Here is a 23,118-nt window from a genome sequence, read left to right on the forward strand (position 1 = left end):
CACCTAAATGGGTCTTACCGGCCCATTAAAACAGCAGATATAAGCAGATATACCCAAGCCTGGGTAAATCAGACAGCAACAAACAAGCTTAACGCGCAGGGAACCGGGTCAGAGGAGGAAAGCGTCCCGCGCCATGGACAAAAACGCCGGGAGCGTTTTTGAACAACGCAACGCGTTGGCCCGGTACGGGCGCACCTCAGGGATGAGGTGCGTAATTGCGCGGGCCGAGCGTGCCACGGATGGCGGCTTTTGCGACTTTCCGATCTGACCCTGTTCCCTTCGCAGACTCCATCTTAAAGCCAGTTAAGTCACGGCCTGTCCTGTCTGTCAATTCAGGTAGTAGCTCAGGGAGCATACGCCTGTAGCAAAGACGCAAAAGATGCCATCCATGGCATGCTCAGCGCGGCCCATCCCTGGTCCGCGATGCTTTGATACAGGCATATGCTCCCATCGCTTTGGATTTTTGAGCCGTATGTGAGAGATACATCGGCTCTTCTGCTTTTTAGCTCTCCGTCAGCGTTTCCGCCTCCACCTCTTCCACCACAGGCGCCTCGTCCGGCAGCACCATGTTCAGCACAATCGCCAGAATACCGCCGGTCGTCACCGCATGACCAAACAGACTGTTAATCAGCGGCGGGAACTGCTTCAGCACATCCGGCACCGCCTCCACACCCAGACCAATACCAAAAGCGATCGCCACAATCAGCATCTCGCGGCGACCCAGCGGCGTCTGGGTCATCACCCGGATGCCCGCGGCAACCACGCTGCCAAACATCACGATTGTCGCCCCGCCCAGCACCGGCGGCGGGATCTGCTGCAACAGGGAGCCAATACAGGGAAACAGCCCCAGCAGCGCCAGCATGATTCCCAGCAGCATACCGACGTAACGGCTGGCGACGCCGGTCATCTGGATAACGCCATTGTTCTGCGCAAACGTGGTGTTGGGAAAGGCGGAGAAGACCGCTGCCAGCACACAGCTCAGGCCGTCGGCGACAATGCCACCCTGCAACCGCTGCTGAAAAGGTTTACCGGTGATCGGCTGCTGTGAAATCAGGCAGTTAGCGGTAAGGTCGCCGACGGCTTCAATTACCGCGATCACTGACACCAGCGCGATCGGCAGGAAAATGGTCCAGTCAAAGGCAAAACCAAACCGGAAGAACGCGGGCAGCACCAGCCAGTTGCTCTCCGGCGCAACATTAAGTCGCAGATGACCGGTCAAGGCCGCGGCAACGCATCCCACCGCGATTCCGGCCACCACCGCCACCAGCCGAGCCCAGCGATTTCGCGAGCGGTTCAGCGCCACGATCACCAGCAACGTCAGCGCCCCCAGCGCCAGATTTCCCGGCGATCCAAAATCTGTGGCGTTGTGCCCGCCCGCCCAGTCGGTAATGCTGACTTTTATCAGGCTGATGCCAATCAGGGTGATCACCGTGCCGGTCACCACCGGCGTCAGCACTTTGCGCAGCGAGCCGACGCAGCGGCTGATCAGAATCGGAATCAACGCCGCCACCAGGTTACAGCCAAACAGCATCGCCATAATCTCTTCCGGCGAACCACCGCGCCCTTTCACCATCAGACCACCCGAGAGGATCACCCCCAGAAACGCGAAGCTGGTGCCCTGCAGACAGATCATACCCGCCCCGATGCCATAAAAGCGTCTGGCCTGCATAAACGTGCCTAAGCCGGAAACGAACAATGACATGCTGATCAGATAAGGAATATAGGCCTGCAACCCCAGAACGGAGCCAATAATCAGCGGCGGCGTGATGATTCCCACCACGCTGGCCAGCAGATGTTGCAGTGCGGCGAAAAACGCCGGGGCGGGGCCAATGCGGGCTTCAAGCCCATATAACAAACCTTTCTCGTGCGAGTGCGACATGATGGGGCTCCAGCTCAGTGTGATAAGCGGAGTTAATGCATTTTCTGCGCCATGACGCCACGATTTCGCAATATCCGAGCCAGGTCTTTCAATTCTAAATGGAAATAGTTAAAGACAGCCGACAACAAGCCTGAAACTTTAGGCTCATTGCCGACTCAGATGACTTAGTTTGTTTCATAATCAGGCGATCTTTGCACTCACAGCGTGCAGATTGTTCTGCTCCAGCAGAGAAATATCGATGTAAGGCGTCAAATCGCGCTGTTCTGCACGCGGCAGATAAGGCAGCTCGCCCAGCAGCGGCGCACTAATTTTTTCACGCAGAATCTCAATAATATCGCTGTACTGCGCCAGTCCCGGATTGATGCGATTGGCCACCCAGCCCACCAGTGGCAGTCCATCCTGCGCTATCGCTTCTGCTGTTAACAGGGCGTGACTGATACAGCCCGACTGGATACCGACCACCAGCACCACCGGCAGCTGCTGCTCAACGACCCAGCAGGAGAGCGGACGTCCGTCGTTCATCAGGCTGCGCCAGCCGCCAGTGCCCTCCACGACCACGCGATCGGCCTGCTCCGTCAGGCTGCTTAAGCCCTGTGTCAGCAATGCGTAATCAATGATCTGGCTCGGATGGGTGCAGATCTCCTCTTCCTGAAAGGCCAGCGGATTGATCGCCTGATAGGGCAAATCGATGGATGAAGCGCTTTGCAGAACCTGTGCATCTTTGTTACGCAGGCCGTCAGCGGTTTTGACCGCGCAGCGCGCGACGGGCTTGTACCCGACGGCACTGAGCCTGGCCTGGATAAAACTTTGTAACAGGGCGCGTGACACCACCGTTTTGCCCACTGCGGTGTCAGTGCCGGTAACAAATAGTCTGTTCACTCAACTTCTCCTCTCGAACCTTTGTGGTTAATCGGTGATTAACCTTGCTGCGAACCGGCATTTTAAGGAATGGAGGATGAGAACAGATTGCGTTAGCGCAAGATTAGGCCCGCTTAACCTTGCAACAGTTTCACTAACAGGTGTCCGTTATAGAGCGCGTCTTTGATCAGGGCTGCGCCGCCTAACGTTCCCGGCTCGCTAAATTCGGTAGGTGCCAGCTGGATACTCGCGCTGTAGGCCGGGAGTGATTGCTGCAGAATGGTGTTGCTCACGGCCGGAAACAGCACATCCGCGGCGGCATTCAGGGGGGAACCGATAAGAATATGTTGAGGATTGAAGATGTTGACCATCATCGCCAGAATCCGGCCAACATGATGACCCACGCTGGCGATGGTGTCGCGCGCCAGACGGTCGCCAGACTGCGCCGCCGCGCACAGCGACTCCAGCGTCAGCGGCTGATTATTGAGCAGGCTGTCGGGCTGGGCCGGCAGACGCTGCGCCGCCAGCGCCAGCAGACTGCCGGTGCTGGCCACGGTCTCCAGACAGCCATGATTACCGCAGTAGCACTGCTGACCATAGGGGTCGATCTGAGTATGCCCGATCTCGACCAGCGCCCTGCCACTTTTATGCAGCAGTTGACCGCCACTGATCACCCCGGCTCCCACGGTTTCATCAATCACAATCTGAATCACATCCTGCGCCCCACGTGAGGCACCAAACAGCGACTCCGCCAGCGTCCAGGCTGAAATATCGTGCTGCACAAACACCGGTAAGCCGGTTCGTGCCGCCAGCGCATCGCCCAGCGGCATATCGCGCACCTCATAACCCGGTAGCCGATGCACCACACCTGACGCGGCGTTGATCAGCCCTGGCAATGTAATGGCAATGGCCGTAAGGCGTTCCAGCTTCTTCTGATGACGAATAAAGAAGGCATCAACCTGTTCAATCAGCGCGGTAAGTAACGGCTGAGCAGACTCATCAGGCAGCGGCAGGCTCTCTTCCACCAGTTCCTTGCTGCTGAGATCGCGCAGCGTAAACGTCATGGCGCCGCGATGCAGGCGAATAGCCAGATAGTGCCAGGCGTCGGTATCCAGTATCAGGCCTATCGCCGGACGACCACGACTGCCGGGATCCTGAAACTCGGTCTCCTGCACTAAATGTGCGTCCAGCATTTCACGCACAATTTTGGTAATGCTGGCCGGAGCAAGCTGGGCTCGGCGGGAAAGTTCGATACGCGAAATGGGACCATAACGGTCAATTAATCGATATACGACACCTGCATTAGTCTGCTTGATCTGGTCAATGTGGCCAGGTTGACTGTCCGGATTCACAACCCTGCTCCCGGTTATTTTCGCGCTTCTAAATAAACATGCGCCATGGTGAGCCAGATCCGGCGACAGCGTCAAATATTTGATTAGAAATGTGATTTATCGCACAGATTGATGCGGTGTTGCCCGCGCATCAGTGCCGGTTTCGCCGCAGCAACGCCATCATGTTTTCCATCTGTGCATTTATTTCGCGTCCGGCTGACCAGACCAGCCACAGCTCTGAAATGGCATCCTCTTCCGTTAATGGCAACCAGACCAGATCGGCCAGCCGCGCCCGACGAAATGAGGCAGGCAGAATGGAGACGCCTAACCCGGTTGCCACCAGCCCAAGGATGGTCATCGCCTCACCCACTTCCTGCGTAATAAAGGGCTTGATATGGTAGCGGTGCAGCAGCGCCAGAATATCGCTGTAGAGCGCGGTTCCGCCCTGAGGGTCAAAGAAGACAAAGGGTTCCGCCGCCAGGGCAGTGACAGAGATTTTATCGGCGTCAGCCAGCGGATGCGCCTTATGCACCACCGCATAAAGCGGCTCACTCAGCAGCAGCTGATGACGCAGATCGGCGGGAAGTGGCGTGTTGCGCATCACGCCAAGATCGAGCCGTCCATCATGAAGCGGTGCCAGCTGCTGGCGGGTATTAATCTCCTGCATCTGAATATGTACCTGCGGCCAGCGCTGACGAAACCGGAATAGCGCGTCAGAGACCACGGCGGTAAACGGGGCCGAGGAGGTAAAGCCAATCCGCAGCTCCCCCTCTTCACCACGATGCAGCCGGGCGGCGCGATCGGCCGCCTGCTCGACCTGCAACAGAATCGCGCGGGCGTCACTCAGCAGTTGCTGTCCGGCAGCGGTAAGCTGCACGCTGCGGTTAGTGCGATTGAACAGCCTTGCGCTCGTTTCTGTTTCCAGCTGAATAATCTGCTGGCTGAGCGGCGGCTGAGAAATGTTCAGTCGCTGGGCCGCCCGCCCGAAATGTAATTCTTCCGCCACCGCAACAAAGTAGCGCAGATGACGCAGTTCGATATTCATATCTTAAACGTCTCATTTGAGATTATTAATATATTAGACATCATAATGCCGCTTTCCTAAGCTGACGACAGGTTTTCTAAATTTGAGGAAGATGTGTGAGTCGCTCAACACATGCTGTCACAGTGGATGAGAATGCGGTCTCTGCGCCGCCAGAGTCAGTTGCCGCTTCAGGTCATATCCGCCGGGATTCGCCACAGTTTATGCGCGTGACGCTGGCGCTTTTCTCCGCCGGGCTGGCGACCTTTGCCCTGCTCTACTGTGTGCAGCCGATTCTGCCGGTGCTGTCACAGCAGTTTGGTATCTCTCCGGCAACCAGCAGCCTGTCGCTCTCCATCTCGACCGGCCTGATGGCGTTGGGCCTGCTGGTCACCGGGCCGCTCTCTGATGCTATTGGTCGTAAATCGGTGATGGTCACAGCCCTGATGCTGGCCGCCATCTGCACGCTGGTCTCGGCCACCATGACCAGCTGGCACGGCATTCTGATTATGCGGGCGCTGATGGGGTTGTCGCTGAGTGGCGTGGCGGCGGTCGGCATGACCTACCTCAGCGAGGAGATGGATGCACGGGTCGTCGCCTTTTCCATGGGGTTATATATCAGCGGTAACTCGATAGGCGGGATGAGCGGTCGACTGCTGAGCGGCGTGCTGACTGACCTCTTCTCATGGCGACTCGCCGTGGCGGTAATCGGCTGTTTTTCGCTGGCCTCGGCGCTGATGTTCTGGAAGATTCTGCCTGCGTCGCGCCATTTCCGGCCCATTACGCTGCGTCCGCGTAATCTGCTGATTAACTTCCGGCTGCACTGGCGCGATCCGGGCCTGCCCTGGCTGTTTGCCGAAGGATTCCTGCTGATGGGAGCCTTTGTCACCCTGTTTAACTATATTGGCTACCGTTTACTGGATGCGCCCTGGCATCTCAGCCAGGCCGTGGTCGGACTGTTATCAGTGGTCTACCTCACCGGCTCATGGAGTTCGCCTAAAGCGGGCACGCTGACCAACCGGTTGGGTCGGGGTCCTGTGATGCTGGGTGCTACCGCCATCATGCTGCTGGGTTTGCTGATTACCGCCTTCAACTCCCTCTGGCTGATCCTGCCAGGGATGATGCTGTTCACCGCCGGTTTTTTTGCCGCCCATGCGGTTGCCAGCGGCTGGATTGGCCCCCGGGCGCGCCGGGCACGAGGCCAGGCCTCTTCGCTCTATCTGTTCAGCTACTACGTGGGTTCCAGCGTCGCGGGTACGCTGGGTGGCGTGTTCTGGCATAACTTTGGCTGGAGCGGGATTACGCTGTTTATCAGCGTGCTGCTGATCCTGGCGTTACTGGTTGCCTGGCGTCTGCACAGTAAAAAACTCTGAGAATGTCTTCTCATGCCAGGCCTGGCTTCTCCTGCGGGCCTGGCGGTTTATCACAATAAACGCGCTATTCAGAGCCACAGCAAACAAAATGCAGGTTTCCCGCTATAATCGTTTTTATTGTAATAATTCATCTGCTTTGCCTTTTAACACGGCAACAAGGAACGCCTGTGGCTCTCTACTACTACGTCAATAAACAATCAGGATATAACAATAATCATGTGGTTCATGCCGCAGGCTGCCCCCATCTTCCCGACATCGATAACCGTATGTTTCTGGGCAGTTTTTACCATGTGAATGCCGCCATCCTGCAGGCTAAAAAATATTATGCTGGCGCAATCGGCTGTGAAAACTGTTGTCCACTCAAAAATGTTGACCAGCAGGCCACCCAGCTCAGCGTGGCCCTGAAGCACACACCGTCTTCGCGTTAATCTGATCCACCTGGTAAGGTGGAAAAAATTTTTCCCGCTGCGCTAATTTGTTAAGAATTACCGCTGTTTTCCGTTATGTTAATCTTTCTGATTCTCTTTAATGGAATGCACAATGCGGGATAAGTTTGCGCGCGCTCAGATAGCCCTTCACTGGCTCACCTTTTTACTGGTGGTGACGGCCTACGCCACCATTGAACTGCGCGGTTTTGCACAGCGCGGATCCTGGCAGGGTTATGCCATGATCATTACCCATTTCAGCGCCGGCGCGACCATCCTGGTATTGATGCTTGCCCGCCTCTTTTTACGCACCCGGCATCGCACACCGCCCATTACTCCCGCTCCGCCGCGCTGGCAAACCGGGCTGGCACATCTGACTCATACCCTGCTCTATGCCCTGTTTATCACTCTGCCGATCCTCGGCCTGACATCGCGTTATCTTAAAGGTCGGGAATGGTGGCTGTTTGGCATCAGCATGCCGGTTGCGCCTGAACCTGACTTTGATATGGCGGATATGCTGATTGGCTGGCATGAAACCCTGGCACCGCTGGGTTACTGGCTGATCGGACTGCATGCTGCTGCCGCACTGTTCCATCACTATCTGCTTAAAGACAATACTCTGCTGCGAATGATGCCCGCCCGGCGTCGCGGTCAATAACCTCAGGCTATCGCCCTGTGATGGGGCGATAAAAAAATTTCAGCATTAAAAGGCGTTTATAAGGTTTCTCTTCCCGCTTTATTCACTACAATGGTCAGTAATTTGTGACGCAGGTCACTTTCGCTGGATGTTTCTGCCGCATCCGATTCGCTGTACTGACTGACTTGACTCCTCATGCAACCAACTACTGTTTCACGTAAAACTGCCTGGCTACGCGTGGTATTGCTGGCCATCGCCGCCTTTGTATTTAATACCACCGAATTTGTGCCGGTTGGCCTGTTATCTGACATCGCTGCTGACTTTTCAATGCAGACGGCTGACGTCGGGATCATGCTGACCATCTATGCCTGGGTGGTTGCACTGCTCTCACTGCCGCTGATGCTGCTGACCCGCAATATTGAGCGACGACTGCTGCTGGGTGTGCTGTTCCTGATCTTTATCGTCAGCCACGTTCTTTCTACCGTTGCCTGGGATTTCCGTTCGCTGATGGTGTCACGCGTGGGTATCGCCTTGTCTCACGCGGTGTTCTGGTCGATCACCGCCTCGCTGGCGATTCGCGTCGCTCCGGCCGGTAAGAAAACTCAGGCGCTAAGTATGCTGGCAACCGGTACCGCGCTGGCGATGGTGCTGGGCGTGCCGATTGGCCGTGTGGTGGGTCAGTATCTTGGCTGGCGTACGACCTTCGGCGCGATTGGCCTTTCGGCACTGGTGCTGATGATTATGCTGGTGCGCATCCTGCCGCGTCTGCCGAGTGAACATACCGGCTCGCTGAGCAGTGTGCCGATGCTGTTTCGCCGTCCGGCGCTGGTCAGCATGTATCTGCTGGTGACGCTGGTCGTTACCGCGCATTACACCGCTTACAGCTATATCGAGCCCTTTATGCAAACCGTGGCCCATTCCAGTGGCAACTTCACTACCCTGCTACTGCTGCTGTTTGGCTCTGCGGGCATTGTGGGTAGCGTACTGTTCAGCACACTCGGTAATAAGTTTCCCTCCGGACTGCTGATTGCGGCCATCGCCCTGATCACCCTGTGCATGGGCCTGCTGATTTTTGCTGCCGTTCGCCCTGCGGCTATCTCAACGCTATGCGTTGTCTGGGGAATGTCGATGATGATGATCGGACTGGGTATGCAGGTGCGGGTGCTGTCGCTGGCACCGGATGCCACGGATGTGGCGATGTCGCTGATGTCCGGTATCTACAATATCGGTATCGGCGCGGGTGCGCTGCTGGGTAATCAGGTCAGCCTGCATCTGAGCATGGCGGAAGTCGGCAATGTCGGCGGGATGATTGGCCTGGTGGCGTTACTCTGGTGTGTTTATATCTTCCGTCGTTATCCACAGTTACGCAGTAACGGATAATAAAAAAGGCTTCAGATAAGCGGGTTATCTGAAGCCTGTTCAGGGTTATTTACCGATCACTTTATCTATAAAGAACGGCTGTGCCATGCAGGTTGTTGCTGCCAGAGGTCGAAGTGATGCGGAAAGACTTTGCTCCTGCATCGCTGGCCTTTTCTGACAGCTGCTGCTCCAGCGAAAGCAGATTAGTACTGCCCGTTGCGCTGATAACACCGATTTTTTGCTGATCCAGCGGTGTGCTGCTGACCTGCTGGGCCGCTACGCTGGCAAATGACAGACCGCTTAGCACAGCCGCCACGACCATCATATTGATACTTTTCATAACGAACCCCTTCTCACTTATTCTGTTGAAAAACAAAAATTACTGATAAATCACAGCCGTGCCGTGCAGTTTGTTCTGGCCGCTGGTTGAGGTGATGCGGAACGATTTCGCACCCGCTTCATCCGCTTTAGCACTCAGCTGCGCTTCAACAGAAGACAGATTGGTGCCGCCCAGTACAGAGATGGTGCCAACTGGCTGCTGATTAACAGGTTCGCTGGTCACCAGGTCAGCGGCAGATGCGCCAAAAGTCAGAGTAGTCAGTGCCAGCGCTGCCAGGGTGGTTTTGATGTTTTTCATAATAATCTCTCTATTCAATATTGAAATTCGGTTGGTCTGAATGGGTTGTCACTATTTAATTAATGACCGTTAAACAAATGATAGACCCCGATACGGTTTGTCGTCAACATTTATTTAATGAGCGTTATTTTATTCGCGAAGTGGCGTGATTATGGGCTTCAGCCTCTTTTCTGACTTAACCTAAGGGGCTGTAATAATGCGCTGGCGCACAAAATGGCAACCCCTGCCGGCGACATCCACGCCAGGCCTTGCACATTTTTATAATGATCGGTAATTTAATAGGGTGTTTTACTGTCAGTGAGGGTGTATGAGTCAGGTTCAGGATTGCGATGTAAAGAAATGCCGCGGCCGACCAAAAGTGTTCGATCGCGAAGCAGCGCTCGATAAAGCTCTGACCCTGTTCTGGACGCACGGTTACGAGGGAACTTCTCTGGCCGATCTGGTGGCCGCAACCGGCGCGAAAGCGCCAACCCTCTACGCCGAGTTTGTTAATAAAGAGGGGTTGTTTCGCGCGGCGATGGAGCGCTATGTGGAGAAGTTCAGTGCATGGCGTGAAGCGGCATTGGGCGATGACCAGTTACCGGTGGATCGGGCTATTGAAGCCTATTTCCGCGCCACCGCGGCCTGTTTTACCGAACGCGACTCTCCCGGCGGCTGTTTCTTTATCTGCACCTCAACCGCCCTGTCTGCGGCTTCAGCAGAGATTGCCACCATGCTGCAACAGCAGCATCAGTCGCAGGAGCATGTGTTAAAGGATTTTCTGCTGGCGCGTCAGCAGCGTGGTGAACTGAGTGCGTCAGTAAACATTCCAGCGCTGTCACGTTATCTGAGTTGTATGCTGCAGGGCATGTCGGTGCGGGCGCGTGAAGGCGTTGAGCGTGACGATCTGGAGAGCATTATTGATACGCTGATGGCGATGTGGCCGACACTCACCGGCCTGTGTCAGGCTAAGCATTGAAAATATCAGGGCGGCGATGCCGCCCTTTTCATCTTTTATTCCCGATTTTATTCCAGAAAGAAAACCGGTTTTAACGGCTCACTGATCGGGCTGTTATCTGCATTCGACGGCATCAGATCTTTCATTGATGCCCACCAGCGCTGACAGACCTCCGTTTCTGCCACCGCGTTCCAGCGCTCCTCAGATTCAATCTCAACACTGGCGAACAGCAGATGCCGCTCGGCGTCCAGCCAGATGGCATAGTTGTGCGCGCCGTGCGCTTTCAGGGTTTCGGCCAGTTCAGGCCAGATCGGTGAGTGACGACGCTCATACTCTGCATGGCAATAAGGATTCACCTGCATCACAAAGGCTTTACGCAGCATTAGCAGGCCCTGCATCCAGCGCCGGTTGCCACGGCTTCACACCAAAGCGCTCACCCAATGCAACCAGCTGTTCTGTGGTGATACTCTGACGAATACCGCCCATCGACAGCACTTTGACGATCACTTCTGACGATTTCTCCGCCGTATCAATCAGACCAAAAGTCTCATCGAGTGTCGGGCCCGTGCCAAAGACACCGTGGAATGGCCACATCACCAGGGTATGTGACTGCATCTGTCCGGCGGTCGCGGTGCCGATTTCATCGGTGCCGGGTACCATCCAGGGTAAAACACCCACACCGTCCGGGAACACCACCAGACATTCGGTACTCCCTTCCCACAGCAGGCGGGTAAAGCGGGCGGAATCCATCTCAACCACATAGCTTAAGGCCATAAAGTTGGTGGCGTGACAGTGCATGATCACCCGGTCTGCACCCTTGCTGACCGCTTTACGCACCGCATGAGACTGAAAGTGTGACGCCAGTTCAGAGGTGGGCAAACCGCCATTCGACAGGCCCCAGTGAATTTTATAAGAGAGCCCTTTGTCATCGATCTGCAGCAGTGCCAGACAATCCGCCGGATCAAGCTGGACATTACGCATGAATTTTCCTGACCCGGTCACCAAAAACCAGTCGTTCGCCAGCGCCGGCGCGGGTTGTGTCAGCTCAATACAGCGCGGTTGCAGGCAGAAATCAGCGGCAAAAGGTTTAACCTCCTCTTCCAGCAGACGCAGGCTGACGTTGCCGCCGTTACGTTCGTCCCAGCCCTTCAGCCACATATCGCTGGTTGCTTTGACCATTCCCTTAACAAACCCGGAAGAAAGAATGCTTTGCATAGTGAAATCCTTAACGTTGGCTCAAAATCTGTTGTTCATAATGGCGGACGTCGCCTAACCAGCTGGCATCAGCCGGGACGTCATGGCGCAGGCACCAGGCTTCCCATACCGCCTGCCACGGCAATGATTTTTGCTCTTCCAGCAGCGTCAGCCGCGCGGTGTAATCACCCTCGTTCTCGGCCTGGCGCAGACGATCGGTTGGCTCCAGCAGAGCACGCAGCAGCGCTTTTTTAGTGTTACGGGTGCCGATAACCCAGGCGGCAATCCGGTTGATAGAGGCGTCGAAGAAATCGAGTCCGATATGCACTTTGTCGAACAGTTGATGGCGGACGATCTCGCTGGCGATCGCCTGAGTTTCATCATCCAGCAGCACCACATGGTCGCTGTCCCAGCGCACCGGGCGGCTGACGTGCAGCAGCAGACGCGGCACATAGAGCATCGCGGCAGAAATTTTGTCGGAGATCACTTCGGTGGGATGAAAATGTCCCGCATCCAGGCATAGTGCCGTCTGGCGGCTGGCGGCGTAACCAAGATAAAACTCATTGGAGCCCACGGTGTAGCTCTCTGCGCCAATGCCAAACAGCTTGCTCTCAACCGCGTCGATATGGTGCTGCGGGTTCAGTTTTTCTGAGATGACCTCATCCAGTGCGCTCATCAGACGCTGACGCGGGGCCAGGCGATCCACGGTAATATCTTTCATGCCGTCCGGCACCCAGATATTCATCACTGACGGCGTGCCAAGCTGCTCACCAAACGAAGCGGAGATGCGGCGACTCGCTTTGCAGTGATCGATCCAGAACTGACGCACGGTTTTATCACTGTGCGACAGCGTAAAACCGTCGGCACTCATCGGATGCGAGAAGCAGCTGGGGTTAAAATCCAGCCCTAAGTTGTGCTCTTTCGCCCAGGCGACCCAGTTGGTGAAATGGGCAGGTTCAATCGCATCCCGATCGACTGGCTTGTCACTTTCCAGATAGATAGCGTGCAGGTTCAGACGTTTTGCGCCTGGGATCAGAGACATCGCCTTGTCGATATCGCTGCGCAATTCACTGGCATTGCGTGCCCGCCCCGGATAGTTGCCGGTCGCCTGGATGCCGCCAGTCAATGCGCCCTGTGGGTTCTCAAAGCCCCGGACATCGTCCCCCTGCCAGCAGTGCATCGAGACAGGAATGCCGTCCAGCTGGCGAATGGCCTGTTCAACATCAACTCCATTGTCAGCGTAGCGTTGTTTAGCCAGTTCAAAAGCCTGTTCAATCTGCTTAGTCATAAGCGGGTTCCTTAGCGGGTTGACTCAGCGTCGCGAAGCGTGCCTGACTGGCACTGAAGACGCTGTGAGTTTGCGGTTCGAATTTTTCCAGTGGGAAGTTGTTGATGACGCTGCAGCGGAAATCAGCCACATCGATCAGTTCGCCAAGTGCAATCAGCTGGCAACCAACGTTACCCAGCGTGGAGGCTTCAACCGGACCTGCCAGCACCGGAATCTGGCAGGCATCGGCACAGAGCTGGTTAAGAAAACGGTTCTGACTGCCGCCCCCTACCACGTGAAGCTGGCTGAAAGGTTTGCCTCGCAGCTCTGCCAGCTCCTGGATCACCTCGCGATAGAGCAGTGCCAGGCTGTCAAATATGCAGCGGGCCAGCGCGGCGGCAGATTGTGGCACCGGCATTCCCTGCTCTGCGCAGGCGTTCTGAATTTCGTTAACCATGCTGTCGGGATTGATGAAGCGCGCATCGTTGGGACTAATCAGTGAAACACAGGCGGGCTGGCGGGCCGTCTGATCAATCAGTGCGCTGAGATCGTCAATCTGCAGTTCGCCGCAGATGCGCTGCAACAGCCATAAGCCCATAATATTTTTCAGTACGCGGTAGCCTTCTGCGCCGCCCTCATTGGTGATATTGGCGCGTAATGCGCCATCGCAGGCATAAGGCTGCAAACTTTCAAAGCCCATCAGCGACCAGGTTCCGGAACTGATATAGGCCGCATCGTCCTGCATCAGCGGCGTTGCCAGAACCGCGCTGGCGGTGTCGTGGGTGGCGACGGCAATCACCGGGACCGGGACACCCGCGCTATTGACCCAGTGGCCGACGGTGTTGCCCGATGCCTGCGGCTGACCGAACCATTCAGGAGCAACGCCCGCCCAGGCGAGCAGCTCACGATCCCATTCGCCGCTGTGAATATTGAGCATTTGCGTGGTGGTGGCGTTGGTGTATTCCCAGTTGAGATTACCGGTCAGGCGATAATGCAGGTAGTCCGGCATCATCAGCGCATGCGCCACGCGGGCCTGCCAGTCGGGCTGCTGCTGATGCAGGGCACGCATCTGATAGAGCGTATTGAATGGCAGAAACTGAATGCCGGTTCGGGCGTAGATGGCACTGCGGCTCAGTTCGTGCTGCGCCTGCTCCATCAGGCCGTGGGTGCGCGCATCGCGGTAGCTGACCGCCTCACCCACCGGCTCGCCCTCTGCATCCAGCAGCACCATATCAACGCCCCAGGTGTCGATACCGATACTGTCTGGCACGATCTTCTCTTCATCTAACTGAGCCAGCCCGGCGCGTATCTCCTGCTCAAGCATCGTCAGATCCCAGCAGTCATAACCGGCACGACGCTGGCGCTTATTTTTAAAGCGCCGGACCTCACGAAGCGCGAGCTGGCGCTGCGTAGCATCCCAGCTTGCGAGCATGACGCGCCCGCTGGATGCCCCGAGATCAATAGCAACAATGTTTCTCCTGGTCATGGCGACTTTTCCCTGTGATTGAGTGGTCACAGAGTAAAAACCTGGCCGGTTAAAGACCTTCCCCGGAGTGCCAGCGGCTGATAAGCCCTGGCAGACTTGCAAAGAACTTCGTGAGAGAGATCACAGAGGCGAAAGGCAGGAGGATGTGACCCCTGCCGCAAATCTGTTAACTGCTGAGGATTTCTTGAAAAATCAGCATGATTCCTGCTGAGTCAGGCTGAAAATTCAAGGTAAGGTTAGAGCGTGCTGATTAGACTGCGTTACGGTTTTGTTAAGCAGCGAGAGATGACCATGACCATATTGCACAGTGCGGATTTTTTCCCCGAAGGCGATTACGCCATTGCGATTGAACCCCGCGTACCCCAGGCCGCCTTCCCGGAACATCATCATGATTTCCATGAAATTGTGCTGGTTGAGCAAGGCTCTGGCATTCATGTGTTTAATGGTCAGCCACAAACGCTGTGCGCCGGTTGCGTCTGCTTTGTGCGCGATCACGATCGTCATCTTTATGAGCAGACCGACAACCTTTGTCTGACCAACGTGCTTTATCGCAGCCCCGGCGCGTTTCGCTTTCTCTCCGGGTTACAGGCTTTACTGCCCTGCGATCAGGACGGGCAATATGCTTCCCACTGGCGCATCAATCAAAAGGTGATGACGCAGGCGCTGAGTGTGGCGGCGCAGATGCAGCCGGATGATACCTGGTCGATGGAAAAACAGGCGCGTCAGGAACAGCTCTTTTTACAGTTGCTGGTGCTGTTGCGTGAGGCGTGCATTGACGGACAGAGTCAGGATCAGGAGGCGCGGCTGCATCGTCTGCTCGACTGGCTGGGTGAGCATTACAGTGATGAGATTATCTGGGATGAACTGGCTGACCGCTTCTCCCTGTCGCTGCGTACCCTGCATCGGCAAATGAAGCAGCAAACCGGTAGCACGCCGCAGCGCTACCTGAACCGTGTGCGGCTGTTGCAGGCCCGTCATCTGCTGCGTCACAGTGATATGCGAATTACCGATATCGCCTTCCAGTGTGGATTTGGGGACAGCAACCATTTCTCAACCCTGTTCAGGCGCGAATTTGGCTGCGCACCGCGAGCGGAGCGCCAGCAGATGATGTAAAGGAGCCAATCATGGCATTGATACTCAGTCGGGATGACTATTTTCCCGCCACTACTCTACCGGTGGCGGTCGCCGAAATGATGCCACAACCCTCTTTCCCGCCGCATCGACACGAGTTCAGTGAAATCGTGATTGTCTGGCGCGGCAATGGCCTGCACGTCCTCAACGATCGGCCCTGGCTGATTACCTGTGGCGACGTTTTTTATATCCGCGACAGTGACTGCCACAGCTACGACAGCGTTAACGATCTGGTGCTGGATAACATCCTCTACTGTCCTGACCGCTTTGGTCTTGCTCTTGACTGGAATCAGCTGCTGCCGCAACAGGGACCGGATGCGCCAGGCGGCTGGCGGCTGACCACGCGAGGGATGGCGCTGGCCCGGGGAGTGATCAGCCAGCTGGAGCGTGAAAGCCGCAAAAGCGACCCCCTTTCAGTTCAGCTCTCGGAGGCGCTGTTTTTACAGCTGGCGCTGATTCTGCGCCGCCACGGCTACGCGGCCGACCGCCCCTGGGCGTTGCCGGAGGGGGAACAGCTCGATCTGCTGATGTCAGCGTTACAGGGTGCGATTGCCCGCCCCTTTGATCTCGCGGAGTTTTGTCAGCAGAACCAGCTCAGCGAACGGGCGCTGAGGCAGCTTTTCCGTCAGCAGACCGGGATGACCATCGGTCATTACCTGCGTCAGCTGCAGCTCTGTCAGGCAAAATATCTGCTGCGCACCCAGGATTGTCTGATTAGTGAGGTTGCCGCCCGCTGCGGCTTTGATGACAGTAACTATTTTTCGGTGGTTTTCACCCGTGACACCGGTTTACCTCCCAGCGCCTGGCGACAGCAATTTATCGCGCCACGCCAGGCACTGAAAAGTGCCGAGTCTTAATAAAACGGGCCTGCATAGCAGGCCCGTTGAGGTAACAGAGAAAAGCTGTTCCACATTGCCGGGAAACAGTGCCTGCGAATTAAACTAATGTGTTGTTGTAAGTAAAACCCCGACGGAGTGAGCCATCAGTCTGGCAGGCCCCGCCTGCATAAAGACAGAGTCACTATTCGCGATCAGGCCGCCATGCCAAGTCCCACAATATTGGCGGCAATGATAATCACCACACAGCCGATTGATAACACGCTGACCGGGCGGCGTCCCGCAGACTTCCACTCCTTCATCAGCAGCCCCACAAGACCACCACACAGGACGTATAGACTCATGTGCAGCATCCAGCTGACATAGTCATACTGCGCCGGGATTCTGGCATGGCCCCAGGCATAGAAGAAGAACTGCAGATACCACATGGTGCCGCCGAGCACCGCAAACGCGGTATTAGCAATCAGCAGCGACTTCCCGACCGAGAAGTCTTTACGCACCGACAGCTCTGGCCGGGTGGCCAGCCGCCAGAAACAGAAGGCCAGATTAACCAGAGCGCCGCCGCCCATAATGATTACGTAGCTGGGCAGAGCTACATACAGCGGATCGATGCCCAGATTAGCGGCGGCCTGATGCATGGGTTTAGCCGCATCCATGGCAAAGGACATACCCGCCGAGAAGATGCCGCACATCACCGCCAGCACCAGTCCTTTTCTGAGATTAAACTCTTCTGCGTTAATCCCCAGCGCCCGCTCCTTTAACAGCCCGGCACGCGACACAATCCCGACGCCAATCAGTGCCACCAGTACGCCCAGCAAGGTTAACCGGCCACCCGCCGACGCGAAGAGCTCACCAAAGCGCCCCTGCAGAAGCGGTGTCATCAGCGTGCCGACCACCAGGGTAATGCCAATCGCGATACCGATTCCCATCGACATGCCGAGATAACGCATGGTCAGGCCGTAGTTGATATTGCCTATGCCCCACATCGCGCCAAACAGAAATACCGGCGTCAGTTGCGAAAGCGAGAAGCTGCTGTAATAGGCCATAAAATCTGGCAGTAAAATGGCACTTACCGCCCACGGCAGGATCAGCCACGACATCAGGCCACCGATCGACCACATGGTTTCCCATGACCATCTTTTCACCTGTTTAAAAGGCGCGTAGAAACACGCGGCGCTGGCAGCTCCGACAAAATGCCAGAAGATACCCGCAATAATGGCACTGTTCATTGTTATTCCCCGGTTAGGTTGAGGCCTGTCGGAAACCTGTCTGCTTCCGCTCAGCAGGCAGTCTACGTTCAGCAGGAATTCCTCAGCCTTTGGATAAATGCCGGAAGCCACAGTGAAGTGGCAATATTTACCCGTTGTGCCCATCAGGGATCACAATTTCACCGTTGTCAGAAAACCGGACGATTAGTTAAGTAAGTAACTTATTATTCAATGTTTTTTTCATTTTTGCTGTGTGGCGCAGCACAATTCTGATCTGACTGCCATTCACAAGGGAAGGTTGGCAAATGTGCAAAGAAGCCTTTCATTAACGCGGGCAAGGTCGTATAAACTGGGGAAAATTGATCGGATCAGGGAATGGGATGACGACAAAGTGGTTAACGCTGTTTCTTTCGCAGTCAGTCAGCCAGGTAATGCTGGATGATCTGCGCGCGATATTACCTGCAGATGCGATAAAGGTGTTTGTGAATGGCCTGGATGAAACCCACTATGCCACCCTTGAGTGTGTGCAGGCGGATCAGCATTGCGCCCTGATCTCCTCAGCGATAGTGGTCTGGCGTCAGCTCGGACATGTTCACCATATTCTCTATAAAAAAGGTGAGGTGTTGCGGGAGGAAAATGATGCAACGCAGTTCCAGCTGTTCACTCTGCTGAAAACCCACCGCGCCGTATTGCAGATCTCATGATAAGATCGCAGCCCCTGAAATCGCTGTTTGCAGCAGGTAAATTATGAGAATTGGAATTCTGTTTCCGATCGCCATCATTGTGGCGGGCGTGGGCTTTCTGGCGTGGTTTATTGGCAGTGGCCTGGCGATGCCAGGCTCCTGAAGGTCAGCGCAACTGACTGTCTTTACTGCCCCGACGGTTATATAAACTGCTGGTCTGCTGCTGCTTGTCGATTTTTTCCTGACACGCCACACAATAGTGCACGCCTTTAAGCGCCTGACGACGCGCTTCGGGAATCGGCTCGCCGCAGAGCTCACATTCGGTGGCGCTTTCGCCCTGTCCGATCGACTGTCTTACCCGCTCAATGCCGTCATTGACGGTGCTATCGATCTGTTCCTGTACTGCGCCTTCTGACGCCCATCCATTTGCCATGATTTAACCCCTTTATTACCACTTCACTCCTTTAAATCTACAACATATTGACGTTTTTGCCGCAGAACTCACCGATATCTGTGATTGGCTGCCAGCCGCTCCCGGCAGCTGGCAATCAGCTAAAGGTAGCCCTGAGCAATCTGTTTCACCCTGCTATCACATTACTGCAACGTATCGATAGCGGAGAGCTAAGCGAATGACAACACATCATCAACATTTCATTAATGGCGAATTTGTAGCCCATCAGGGTGACCGTTGGATTGAAGTGATCAATCCGTCCACGGAGGCGTTGCTGTCCCGTATTCCCCAGGGCAGTCGTCAGGATGCCAGCCTTGCCATCAGCGCCGCAGAAGTGGCTCAGCCTGGATGGGAAGAGCTGCCTGCAGTAGAGCGCGGCGTCTGGCTGCACAAAATTGCCACCGCCATCCGCCAGCGTGAGCCTGAACTGACGGCAACCATTGTGGCTGAGGGTGGAAAAACCCAGGGGCTGGCGAAGACCGAAGTGATGTTCACCGCCGACTACCTCGACTACATGGCGGAGTGGGCGCGTCGCTATGAAGGTGAGATCATCAACAGTGACCGCCCCAACGAAAATATCTTCCTGTTCAAAAAAGCGATCGGCGTCACTACCGGAATACTGCCGTGGAATTTCCCCTTCTTCCTCATTGCCCGCAAAGCGGCACCGGCCCTGATCACCGGAAACACCATCGTGATCAAACCCAGTGAGCTGACACCGAATAATGCGGCACTTTTTGCCGACATCATACAAAAGCTAGGCCTGCCTGCTGGCGTCATTAACTTTGTTTATGGTCTGGGACCGGAAGTGGGACAGGAGCTGGCAGCAAATCCTAAGGTCGGTCTGGTGAGTCTGACCGGAAGCGTCGGTGCGGGCATTGCCACCATGGAAGCCGCGGCTAAAAATGTCACCAAAGTGTCGCTGGAACTGGGTGGCAAAGCCCCTGCCATCGTGATGGATGATGCCGACCTCGAGCTGGCTGTGCGGGCGGTCGTCAGCTCGCGGATCATTAACAGCGGACAGGTCTGCAATTGCGTAGAGCGGCTCTATGTGCAGGAAGGCATTTACGATCGTTTTATCAGCGCACTGACCGCCGCGTTTCAGCAGGTGACATTTGGCGACCCGGCCGAACGCAGCGATATCGATATGGGTCCGCTGATTAATGCCGCAGCACGGGATCGGGTGGAGCAGAAGGTGGCAGAGGCCGTCGCCGCAGGGGCGAAAGTGGTTCTGGGCGGCAAGCGCGCCGGAGACAGAGGCTTCTTTTTCCAACCCACCTTGCTGACTGAGGTGCGCCAGGAGATGGCGATTATGCAGGAGGAGATTTTTGGCCCGGTTCTGCCGGTGATGAGTTTTAAAACGCTTGACGAGGCGATTACGCTGGCCAACGACTGCGAGTATGGGCTGACCTCCTCGATTTATACGCAGAATCTGAATACCACCATGACCGCGCTGCGAAAGCTGAAGTTCGGCGAAACCTATGTTAACCGTGAAAACTTCGAAGCAATGCAGGGATTTCATGCCGGGTGGCGTAAATCGGGTGTCGGCGGTGCCGATGGAAAACATGGTCTGGAGGAGTATCTGCAGACCCATGTTGCCTATTTACAGTTCAGTTAATCACCGGCTCGATCTTACCGCCTCCCGTACCTGACGTTGTCAGTACCAGATTGGGCCAGTAATCGGCCCACTCTTTTATGCCACCCGCTTACTGCAGCGCAGCAGCGCGATACCACTCAGCACCGCCACGGCCATCAGGTAGTATCCAGGCGCCAGACTGCTGCCGGTGGCGGCTATCAGCATGCTGCAAATCAGCGGTGCAAACCCGCCAAATACCGTCACGGCCACGTTGTAGCTGATCGCCATGCCGCTGGCGCGCGTGGTCGCCGGGAAGAGATCGGCCATCACCGACGGCACCGTGGAGAAATAGACCGACTTGAGTAGCGCCATCCACGCCACCAGCAGGATCAGCGTGGTGGGCGTAGTGTGATCGACCATCCATTTGAAGGCGGGATAGATGGTGACCATCAACAGCAGCAGCGATCCCCACATCAGCGGCAATCGGCCAATCCGCTCCGCCCACAATCCCATTATGGGCGTCACCACCGTCAGGATAATCCCTGCGACCAGCGTGGCGGTGAAGGCCACCGACCCCGGCAGATGCAGCGTTTTGGTGGCGTAGGTCGGAATGTAATTGAGCATGTAGTTGACCGCGGTCGAGATCACCATCACCCCAATCGCCAGGGTGATCAGCGCTTTCTGCCGCCCGAACAGCGTTTTCAGCGGTGCGGCTTCCTTCTCCTGCGTCGCAAAGCTGGCGGGCTCCTGCACGTGACGGCGAATGTAGATCCCCAGCGGTCCAATCAGTAAGCCGAAGGCAAACGGGATACGCCAGCCCCACGCCTGAATCTCGCTTTCGCTCAGCCAGTGTGTCAGCCCCAGGCCGAACGCCGATGCCATCAGAGTACTGGCGCCCTGTGTGGCGAACTGCCAGCTGGCGATAAAGGCTTTGCGCTCGGGAAAGTGCTCTACCAGGAAAGCGGTGGAACTGCCAAACTCGCCCCCGGCAGAGAAGCCCTGAATCAGGCGCGCCAGGATAATCAGCAGCGGCGCCGCCAGACCAATAGTGGCGTAACCCGGCATAAAGGTAATGATCGCCCCGCCCAGCATCATCAGATTGATTGAGAGCAGCAGCGCTTTTTTACGGCCATGACGGTCGGCATAGTTGCCCAGCACGATGGCACCCAGCGGACGGATCAGGAATGAGATGCCGAAGCTGCCGAATGTCAGCAGTAGCGACACCGACGGATCGCTGACCGGAAAGAAGACGTGCGCGATGTAGCTGGCGAAGAAGCCATACACCGCGATGTCGAACCACTCCAGCGCGTTACCAATGCAGGTAGCGAACAGCGTTTTGTGCAGGCTCGGTTTCACCTGCGGAGTACTCTGTGCGATGCTGCTCATTGTTCACCTCTCCGCCACTGATGGTGGCGCGACATCAGTTGTTCGCCCTCTTCACCCAGTTGCCAGAAAAGGCGGGTCATGATCGCCAGCCCTTCACGTGCAACAGAGGTGAGCATGTGTTCGTTAACGCCGTGCTGGCCGCAGGCCGGATAGGAATGGGGCACCCACAGCGTCGGGAGGCCGAGGATATCGGCAAATACCTCATTGGGCAGTGAACCGCCGAGATTGGGCAACAGCGCCGTTTTTTTACCGCTGCTGCGGGCCAGCGTGTCCAGCGCCCAGGCCACCAGCGGATCCTGCGGATCGAGTCGCGTTGCAGGTGAACCGCGCATAAACTCTACGCTGACGTTATCGAAGCCGTGCTGATGCAGGTGACTTTCGACATGCCGGACCAGATTTTCCCAGTCGGTGCCGACCACAAATCGCAGCTGACACACCGCCGTGGCGCTGCCGGGAATGGCGTTCATCGGGCGCGCCGGGTTACCGGTTTCAAACGCCAGCACCTCCAGCGTGTTCCAGCCATAAAGACGCTCCGCAGGCGTCAGACCCTGCTCGCCCCAGCCGTCGGCCAGCGCCGGATCGCCCGGCATTCCGCCCACCTCAATATCACTGAGGATGGCGCGCACCGCATCGGTCAGGGAGTCCGGTTTCAGCGCGGCGACCTGCAAAACACCCTTTGCATTCACCAGGCAGGCGAGCGCATTCGCCAGCTGGGTGCCGGGATTACTCAGCAGTCCGCCCCAGTTGCCGGAGTGATAGGCGTAGTCGCGCGCCCTGATAGTCAGACGAAAGTTCGCCGCGCCACGCGAACCCAGGAACAGTGTCGGCCGCACCGCGTTCAGTCGCGGGCCATCAGAGGCGATAAAGAGGTCGGCCTGTAACAGCGCCCGCTGCTGCTGACAAATCTCCGCCAGCCCCGGTGAACTGATCTCTTCACCCATTTCAAACAAAATTTTGCAGTTGAAGCCCAGTGCGCCACCGCGTGCCTGCCACACCTGCTCCAGCGCCGCGAGATTGATGCAGTGCTGGCCTTTGTTGTCCGCACTGCCGCGCCCATACAGGCGGTCATCTTCAGCCGTGAGTTGCCACGGTGATAAACCGTCGCGCCAGTTCTCATCGTCGCCGAACACCACATCGCCGTGGCCATAGCAGAGCAGCGTCGGTCTGGAGGGATCTTCAATGAGCGTGGCGATCAGAAACGGCGGGCTGCCGGGCTGCGGATTCTCAAACGGGTGCAGCGTAAAGCCCATCGCCGCCAGCTGCGGGCCGATCTCCTGCTGCAGATAGTTCTCAAGCTCCACCTGCCTGCTGGCGTGCTGGCTTTCGGTCACGCAGGAAATTCGTCGTGCCAGCAGCTGCTGAAACTCGCCACTGTCGAAATAGTGCATCGCCTGGTCAACGGTCTGTTGCTCTGTCATGTTTGCCCTGTCTGTTCTTTTTATCGTG

24 protein-coding genes are annotated in these 23,118 nt (G+C 56.3%); 10 read left to right on the plus strand and 14 right to left on the minus strand.

Annotated elements, in window-relative coordinates; all coding sequences use genetic code 11:
* Positions 1 to 502 precede the first annotated feature (502 nt).
* From HFD87_RS05385 to HFD87_RS05400, 4 genes are all read right to left on the minus strand, one after another.
* Positions 503 to 1,879, minus strand: a complete 1,377-nt coding sequence (locus HFD87_RS05385) for a nucleobase:cation symporter-2 family protein (RefSeq protein ID WP_167423042.1) — start codon at positions 1,877 to 1,879, stop codon at positions 503 to 505.
* 180 nt (positions 1,880 to 2,059) lie between these two features.
* Positions 2,060 to 2,758: a dethiobiotin synthase gene (gene bioD, locus HFD87_RS05390; RefSeq protein WP_010244793.1), complete on the minus strand. Its 699-nt coding sequence runs from the start codon at positions 2,756 to 2,758 to the stop codon at positions 2,060 to 2,062.
* Between the two features lie 113 nt (positions 2,759 to 2,871).
* Positions 2,872 to 4,089: an ROK family transcriptional regulator gene (locus tag HFD87_RS05395; RefSeq protein ID WP_010244790.1), complete on the minus strand. Its 1,218-nt coding sequence runs from the start codon at positions 4,087 to 4,089 to the stop codon at positions 2,872 to 2,874.
* 130 nt (positions 4,090 to 4,219) lie between these two features.
* Complete coding sequence (locus HFD87_RS05400) at positions 4,220 to 5,113, minus strand: LysR family transcriptional regulator (RefSeq protein ID WP_167423043.1); 894 nt, start codon at positions 5,111 to 5,113, stop codon at positions 4,220 to 4,222.
* 95 nt (positions 5,114 to 5,208) lie between these two features.
* Here HFD87_RS05400 and HFD87_RS05405 point away from each other — a divergent pair, with 95 nt between their 5' ends.
* The 4 genes from HFD87_RS05405 (at position 5,209) to HFD87_RS05420 (ending at position 8,904) form a co-directional block, all read left to right on the plus strand.
* Positions 5,209 to 6,462 (plus strand): MFS transporter, encoded by a 1,254-nt coding sequence (locus HFD87_RS05405; protein WP_167423044.1) that lies wholly within the window; start codon positions 5,209 to 5,211, stop codon positions 6,460 to 6,462.
* Positions 6,463 to 6,629: 167 nt separating this feature from the next.
* A complete protein-coding gene (locus HFD87_RS05410) occupies positions 6,630 to 6,890 on the plus strand; it encodes a hypothetical protein (protein ID WP_031592383.1) in 261 nt (86 codons plus the stop codon).
* Between the two features lie 112 nt (positions 6,891 to 7,002).
* On the plus strand, positions 7,003 to 7,545 hold the full coding sequence (gene cybB, locus HFD87_RS05415) for a cytochrome b561 (protein ID WP_010244777.1): 543 nt from the start codon (positions 7,003 to 7,005) through the stop codon (positions 7,543 to 7,545).
* Between the two features lie 174 nt (positions 7,546 to 7,719).
* On the plus strand, positions 7,720 to 8,904 hold the full coding sequence (locus tag HFD87_RS05420) for a sugar transporter (protein WP_167423045.1): 1,185 nt from the start codon (positions 7,720 to 7,722) through the stop codon (positions 8,902 to 8,904).
* Between the two features lie 61 nt (positions 8,905 to 8,965).
* Here the strand turns inward: HFD87_RS05420 and HFD87_RS05425 are convergent, their stop codons facing one another.
* Positions 8,966 to 9,223, minus strand: a complete 258-nt coding sequence (locus HFD87_RS05425) for a YdgH/BhsA/McbA-like domain containing protein (RefSeq protein ID WP_010670183.1) — start codon at positions 9,221 to 9,223, stop codon at positions 8,966 to 8,968.
* 39 nt (positions 9,224 to 9,262) lie between these two features.
* Positions 9,263 to 9,520, minus strand: coding sequence for a DUF1471 domain-containing protein (locus tag HFD87_RS05430; protein ID WP_031592385.1), 258 nt, complete (start codon positions 9,518 to 9,520; stop codon positions 9,263 to 9,265).
* A gap of 307 nt (positions 9,521 to 9,827) precedes the next feature.
* Here HFD87_RS05430 and HFD87_RS05435 point away from each other — a divergent pair, with 307 nt between their 5' ends.
* Entirely contained in the window at positions 9,828 to 10,478 is a 651-nt protein-coding gene (locus HFD87_RS05435; protein ID WP_167423046.1) for a TetR/AcrR family transcriptional regulator, read from the plus strand.
* Positions 10,479 to 10,525: 47 nt separating this feature from the next.
* Here HFD87_RS05435 and rhaM read toward each other — a convergent pair whose 3' ends face one another.
* From rhaM to rhaB, 4 genes are read right to left on the minus strand one after another with little or no spacing between them, the layout of a single operon-like run.
* Positions 10,526 to 10,840, minus strand: coding sequence for an L-rhamnose mutarotase (gene rhaM / locus HFD87_RS05440; RefSeq protein ID WP_010670186.1), 315 nt, complete (start codon positions 10,838 to 10,840; stop codon positions 10,526 to 10,528).
* Positions 10,830 to 11,672, minus strand: a complete 843-nt coding sequence (rhaD, locus tag HFD87_RS05445) for a rhamnulose-1-phosphate aldolase (protein ID WP_167423047.1) — start codon at positions 11,670 to 11,672, stop codon at positions 10,830 to 10,832. Before rhaD ends, rhaM begins: the two co-directional genes overlap by 11 nt.
* Positions 11,673 to 11,682: 10 nt before the next feature.
* The gene (locus HFD87_RS05450) at positions 11,683 to 12,939 is read right to left on the minus strand and encodes an L-rhamnose isomerase (protein WP_167423048.1); all 1,257 of its coding nucleotides are present in this window, start codon (positions 12,937 to 12,939) and stop codon (positions 11,683 to 11,685) included.
* Positions 12,932 to 14,404, minus strand: a complete 1,473-nt coding sequence (rhaB, locus tag HFD87_RS05455; protein ID WP_167423049.1) for a rhamnulokinase — start codon at positions 14,402 to 14,404, stop codon at positions 12,932 to 12,934. Before rhaB ends, HFD87_RS05450 begins: the two co-directional genes overlap by 8 nt.
* A 291-nt stretch (positions 14,405 to 14,695) precedes the next feature.
* Between rhaB and rhaS the strand changes: the two genes are divergently transcribed.
* Together rhaS and rhaR are read left to right on the plus strand one after the other, a co-directional pair.
* Positions 14,696 to 15,517, plus strand: a complete 822-nt coding sequence (gene rhaS, locus HFD87_RS05460) for an HTH-type transcriptional activator RhaS (RefSeq protein WP_029519526.1) — start codon at positions 14,696 to 14,698, stop codon at positions 15,515 to 15,517.
* Positions 15,518 to 15,528: 11 nt separating this feature from the next.
* Positions 15,529 to 16,392, plus strand: a complete 864-nt coding sequence (rhaR, locus tag HFD87_RS05465) for an HTH-type transcriptional activator RhaR (RefSeq protein WP_167423050.1) — start codon at positions 15,529 to 15,531, stop codon at positions 16,390 to 16,392.
* A 173-nt stretch (positions 16,393 to 16,565) separates the two neighbouring features.
* On the opposite strand, the gene rhaT is transcribed toward rhaR, so the two are convergent.
* Positions 16,566 to 17,600 carry an L-rhamnose/proton symporter RhaT gene (gene rhaT / locus HFD87_RS05470; protein ID WP_033787799.1) on the minus strand — a complete coding sequence of 345 codons (1,035 nt, stop codon included), beginning with the start codon at positions 17,598 to 17,600 and terminating at the stop codon, positions 16,566 to 16,568.
* Between the two features lie 359 nt (positions 17,601 to 17,959).
* Here rhaT and HFD87_RS05475 point away from each other — a divergent pair, with 359 nt between their 5' ends.
* Both HFD87_RS05475 and HFD87_RS05480 read left to right on the plus strand, forming a co-directional pair.
* The gene (locus HFD87_RS05475; RefSeq protein WP_167423051.1) at positions 17,960 to 18,283 is read left to right on the plus strand and encodes a hypothetical protein; all 324 of its coding nucleotides are present in this window, start codon (positions 17,960 to 17,962) and stop codon (positions 18,281 to 18,283) included.
* Positions 18,284 to 18,326: 43 nt separating this feature from the next.
* Positions 18,327 to 18,425, plus strand: coding sequence for a YoaK family small membrane protein (locus HFD87_RS05480; RefSeq protein ID WP_008925225.1), 99 nt, complete (start codon positions 18,327 to 18,329; stop codon positions 18,423 to 18,425).
* A 3-nt stretch (positions 18,426 to 18,428) separates the two neighbouring features.
* Here the strand turns inward: HFD87_RS05480 and HFD87_RS05485 are convergent, their stop codons facing one another.
* Entirely contained in the window at positions 18,429 to 18,695 is a 267-nt protein-coding gene (locus HFD87_RS05485; RefSeq protein WP_010244737.1) for a DksA/TraR family C4-type zinc finger protein, read from the minus strand.
* Positions 18,696 to 18,891: 196 nt separating this feature from the next.
* On the opposite strand from HFD87_RS05485, the gene aldA reads away from it, so the two are divergent.
* The gene (aldA, locus tag HFD87_RS05490) at positions 18,892 to 20,328 is read left to right on the plus strand and encodes an aldehyde dehydrogenase (protein WP_167423052.1); all 1,437 of its coding nucleotides are present in this window, start codon (positions 18,892 to 18,894) and stop codon (positions 20,326 to 20,328) included.
* Between the two features lie 75 nt (positions 20,329 to 20,403).
* Here aldA and HFD87_RS05495 read toward each other — a convergent pair whose 3' ends face one another.
* Entirely contained in the window at positions 20,404 to 21,672 is a 1,269-nt protein-coding gene (locus tag HFD87_RS05495; RefSeq protein WP_010244731.1) for an MFS transporter, read from the minus strand.
* A complete protein-coding gene (locus HFD87_RS05500) occupies positions 21,669 to 23,090 on the minus strand; it encodes a M20 family metallopeptidase (protein ID WP_167423053.1) in 1,422 nt (473 codons plus the stop codon). Before HFD87_RS05500 ends, HFD87_RS05495 begins: the two co-directional genes overlap by 4 nt.
* Between the last annotated feature and the right edge of the window lie 28 nt (positions 23,091 to 23,118).

This window comes from Pantoea sp. EKM21T (assembly GCF_011800405.1).
In the GTDB taxonomy this organism is placed as follows: Bacteria; Pseudomonadota; Gammaproteobacteria; order Enterobacterales; family Enterobacteriaceae; genus Pantoea; species Pantoea agglomerans.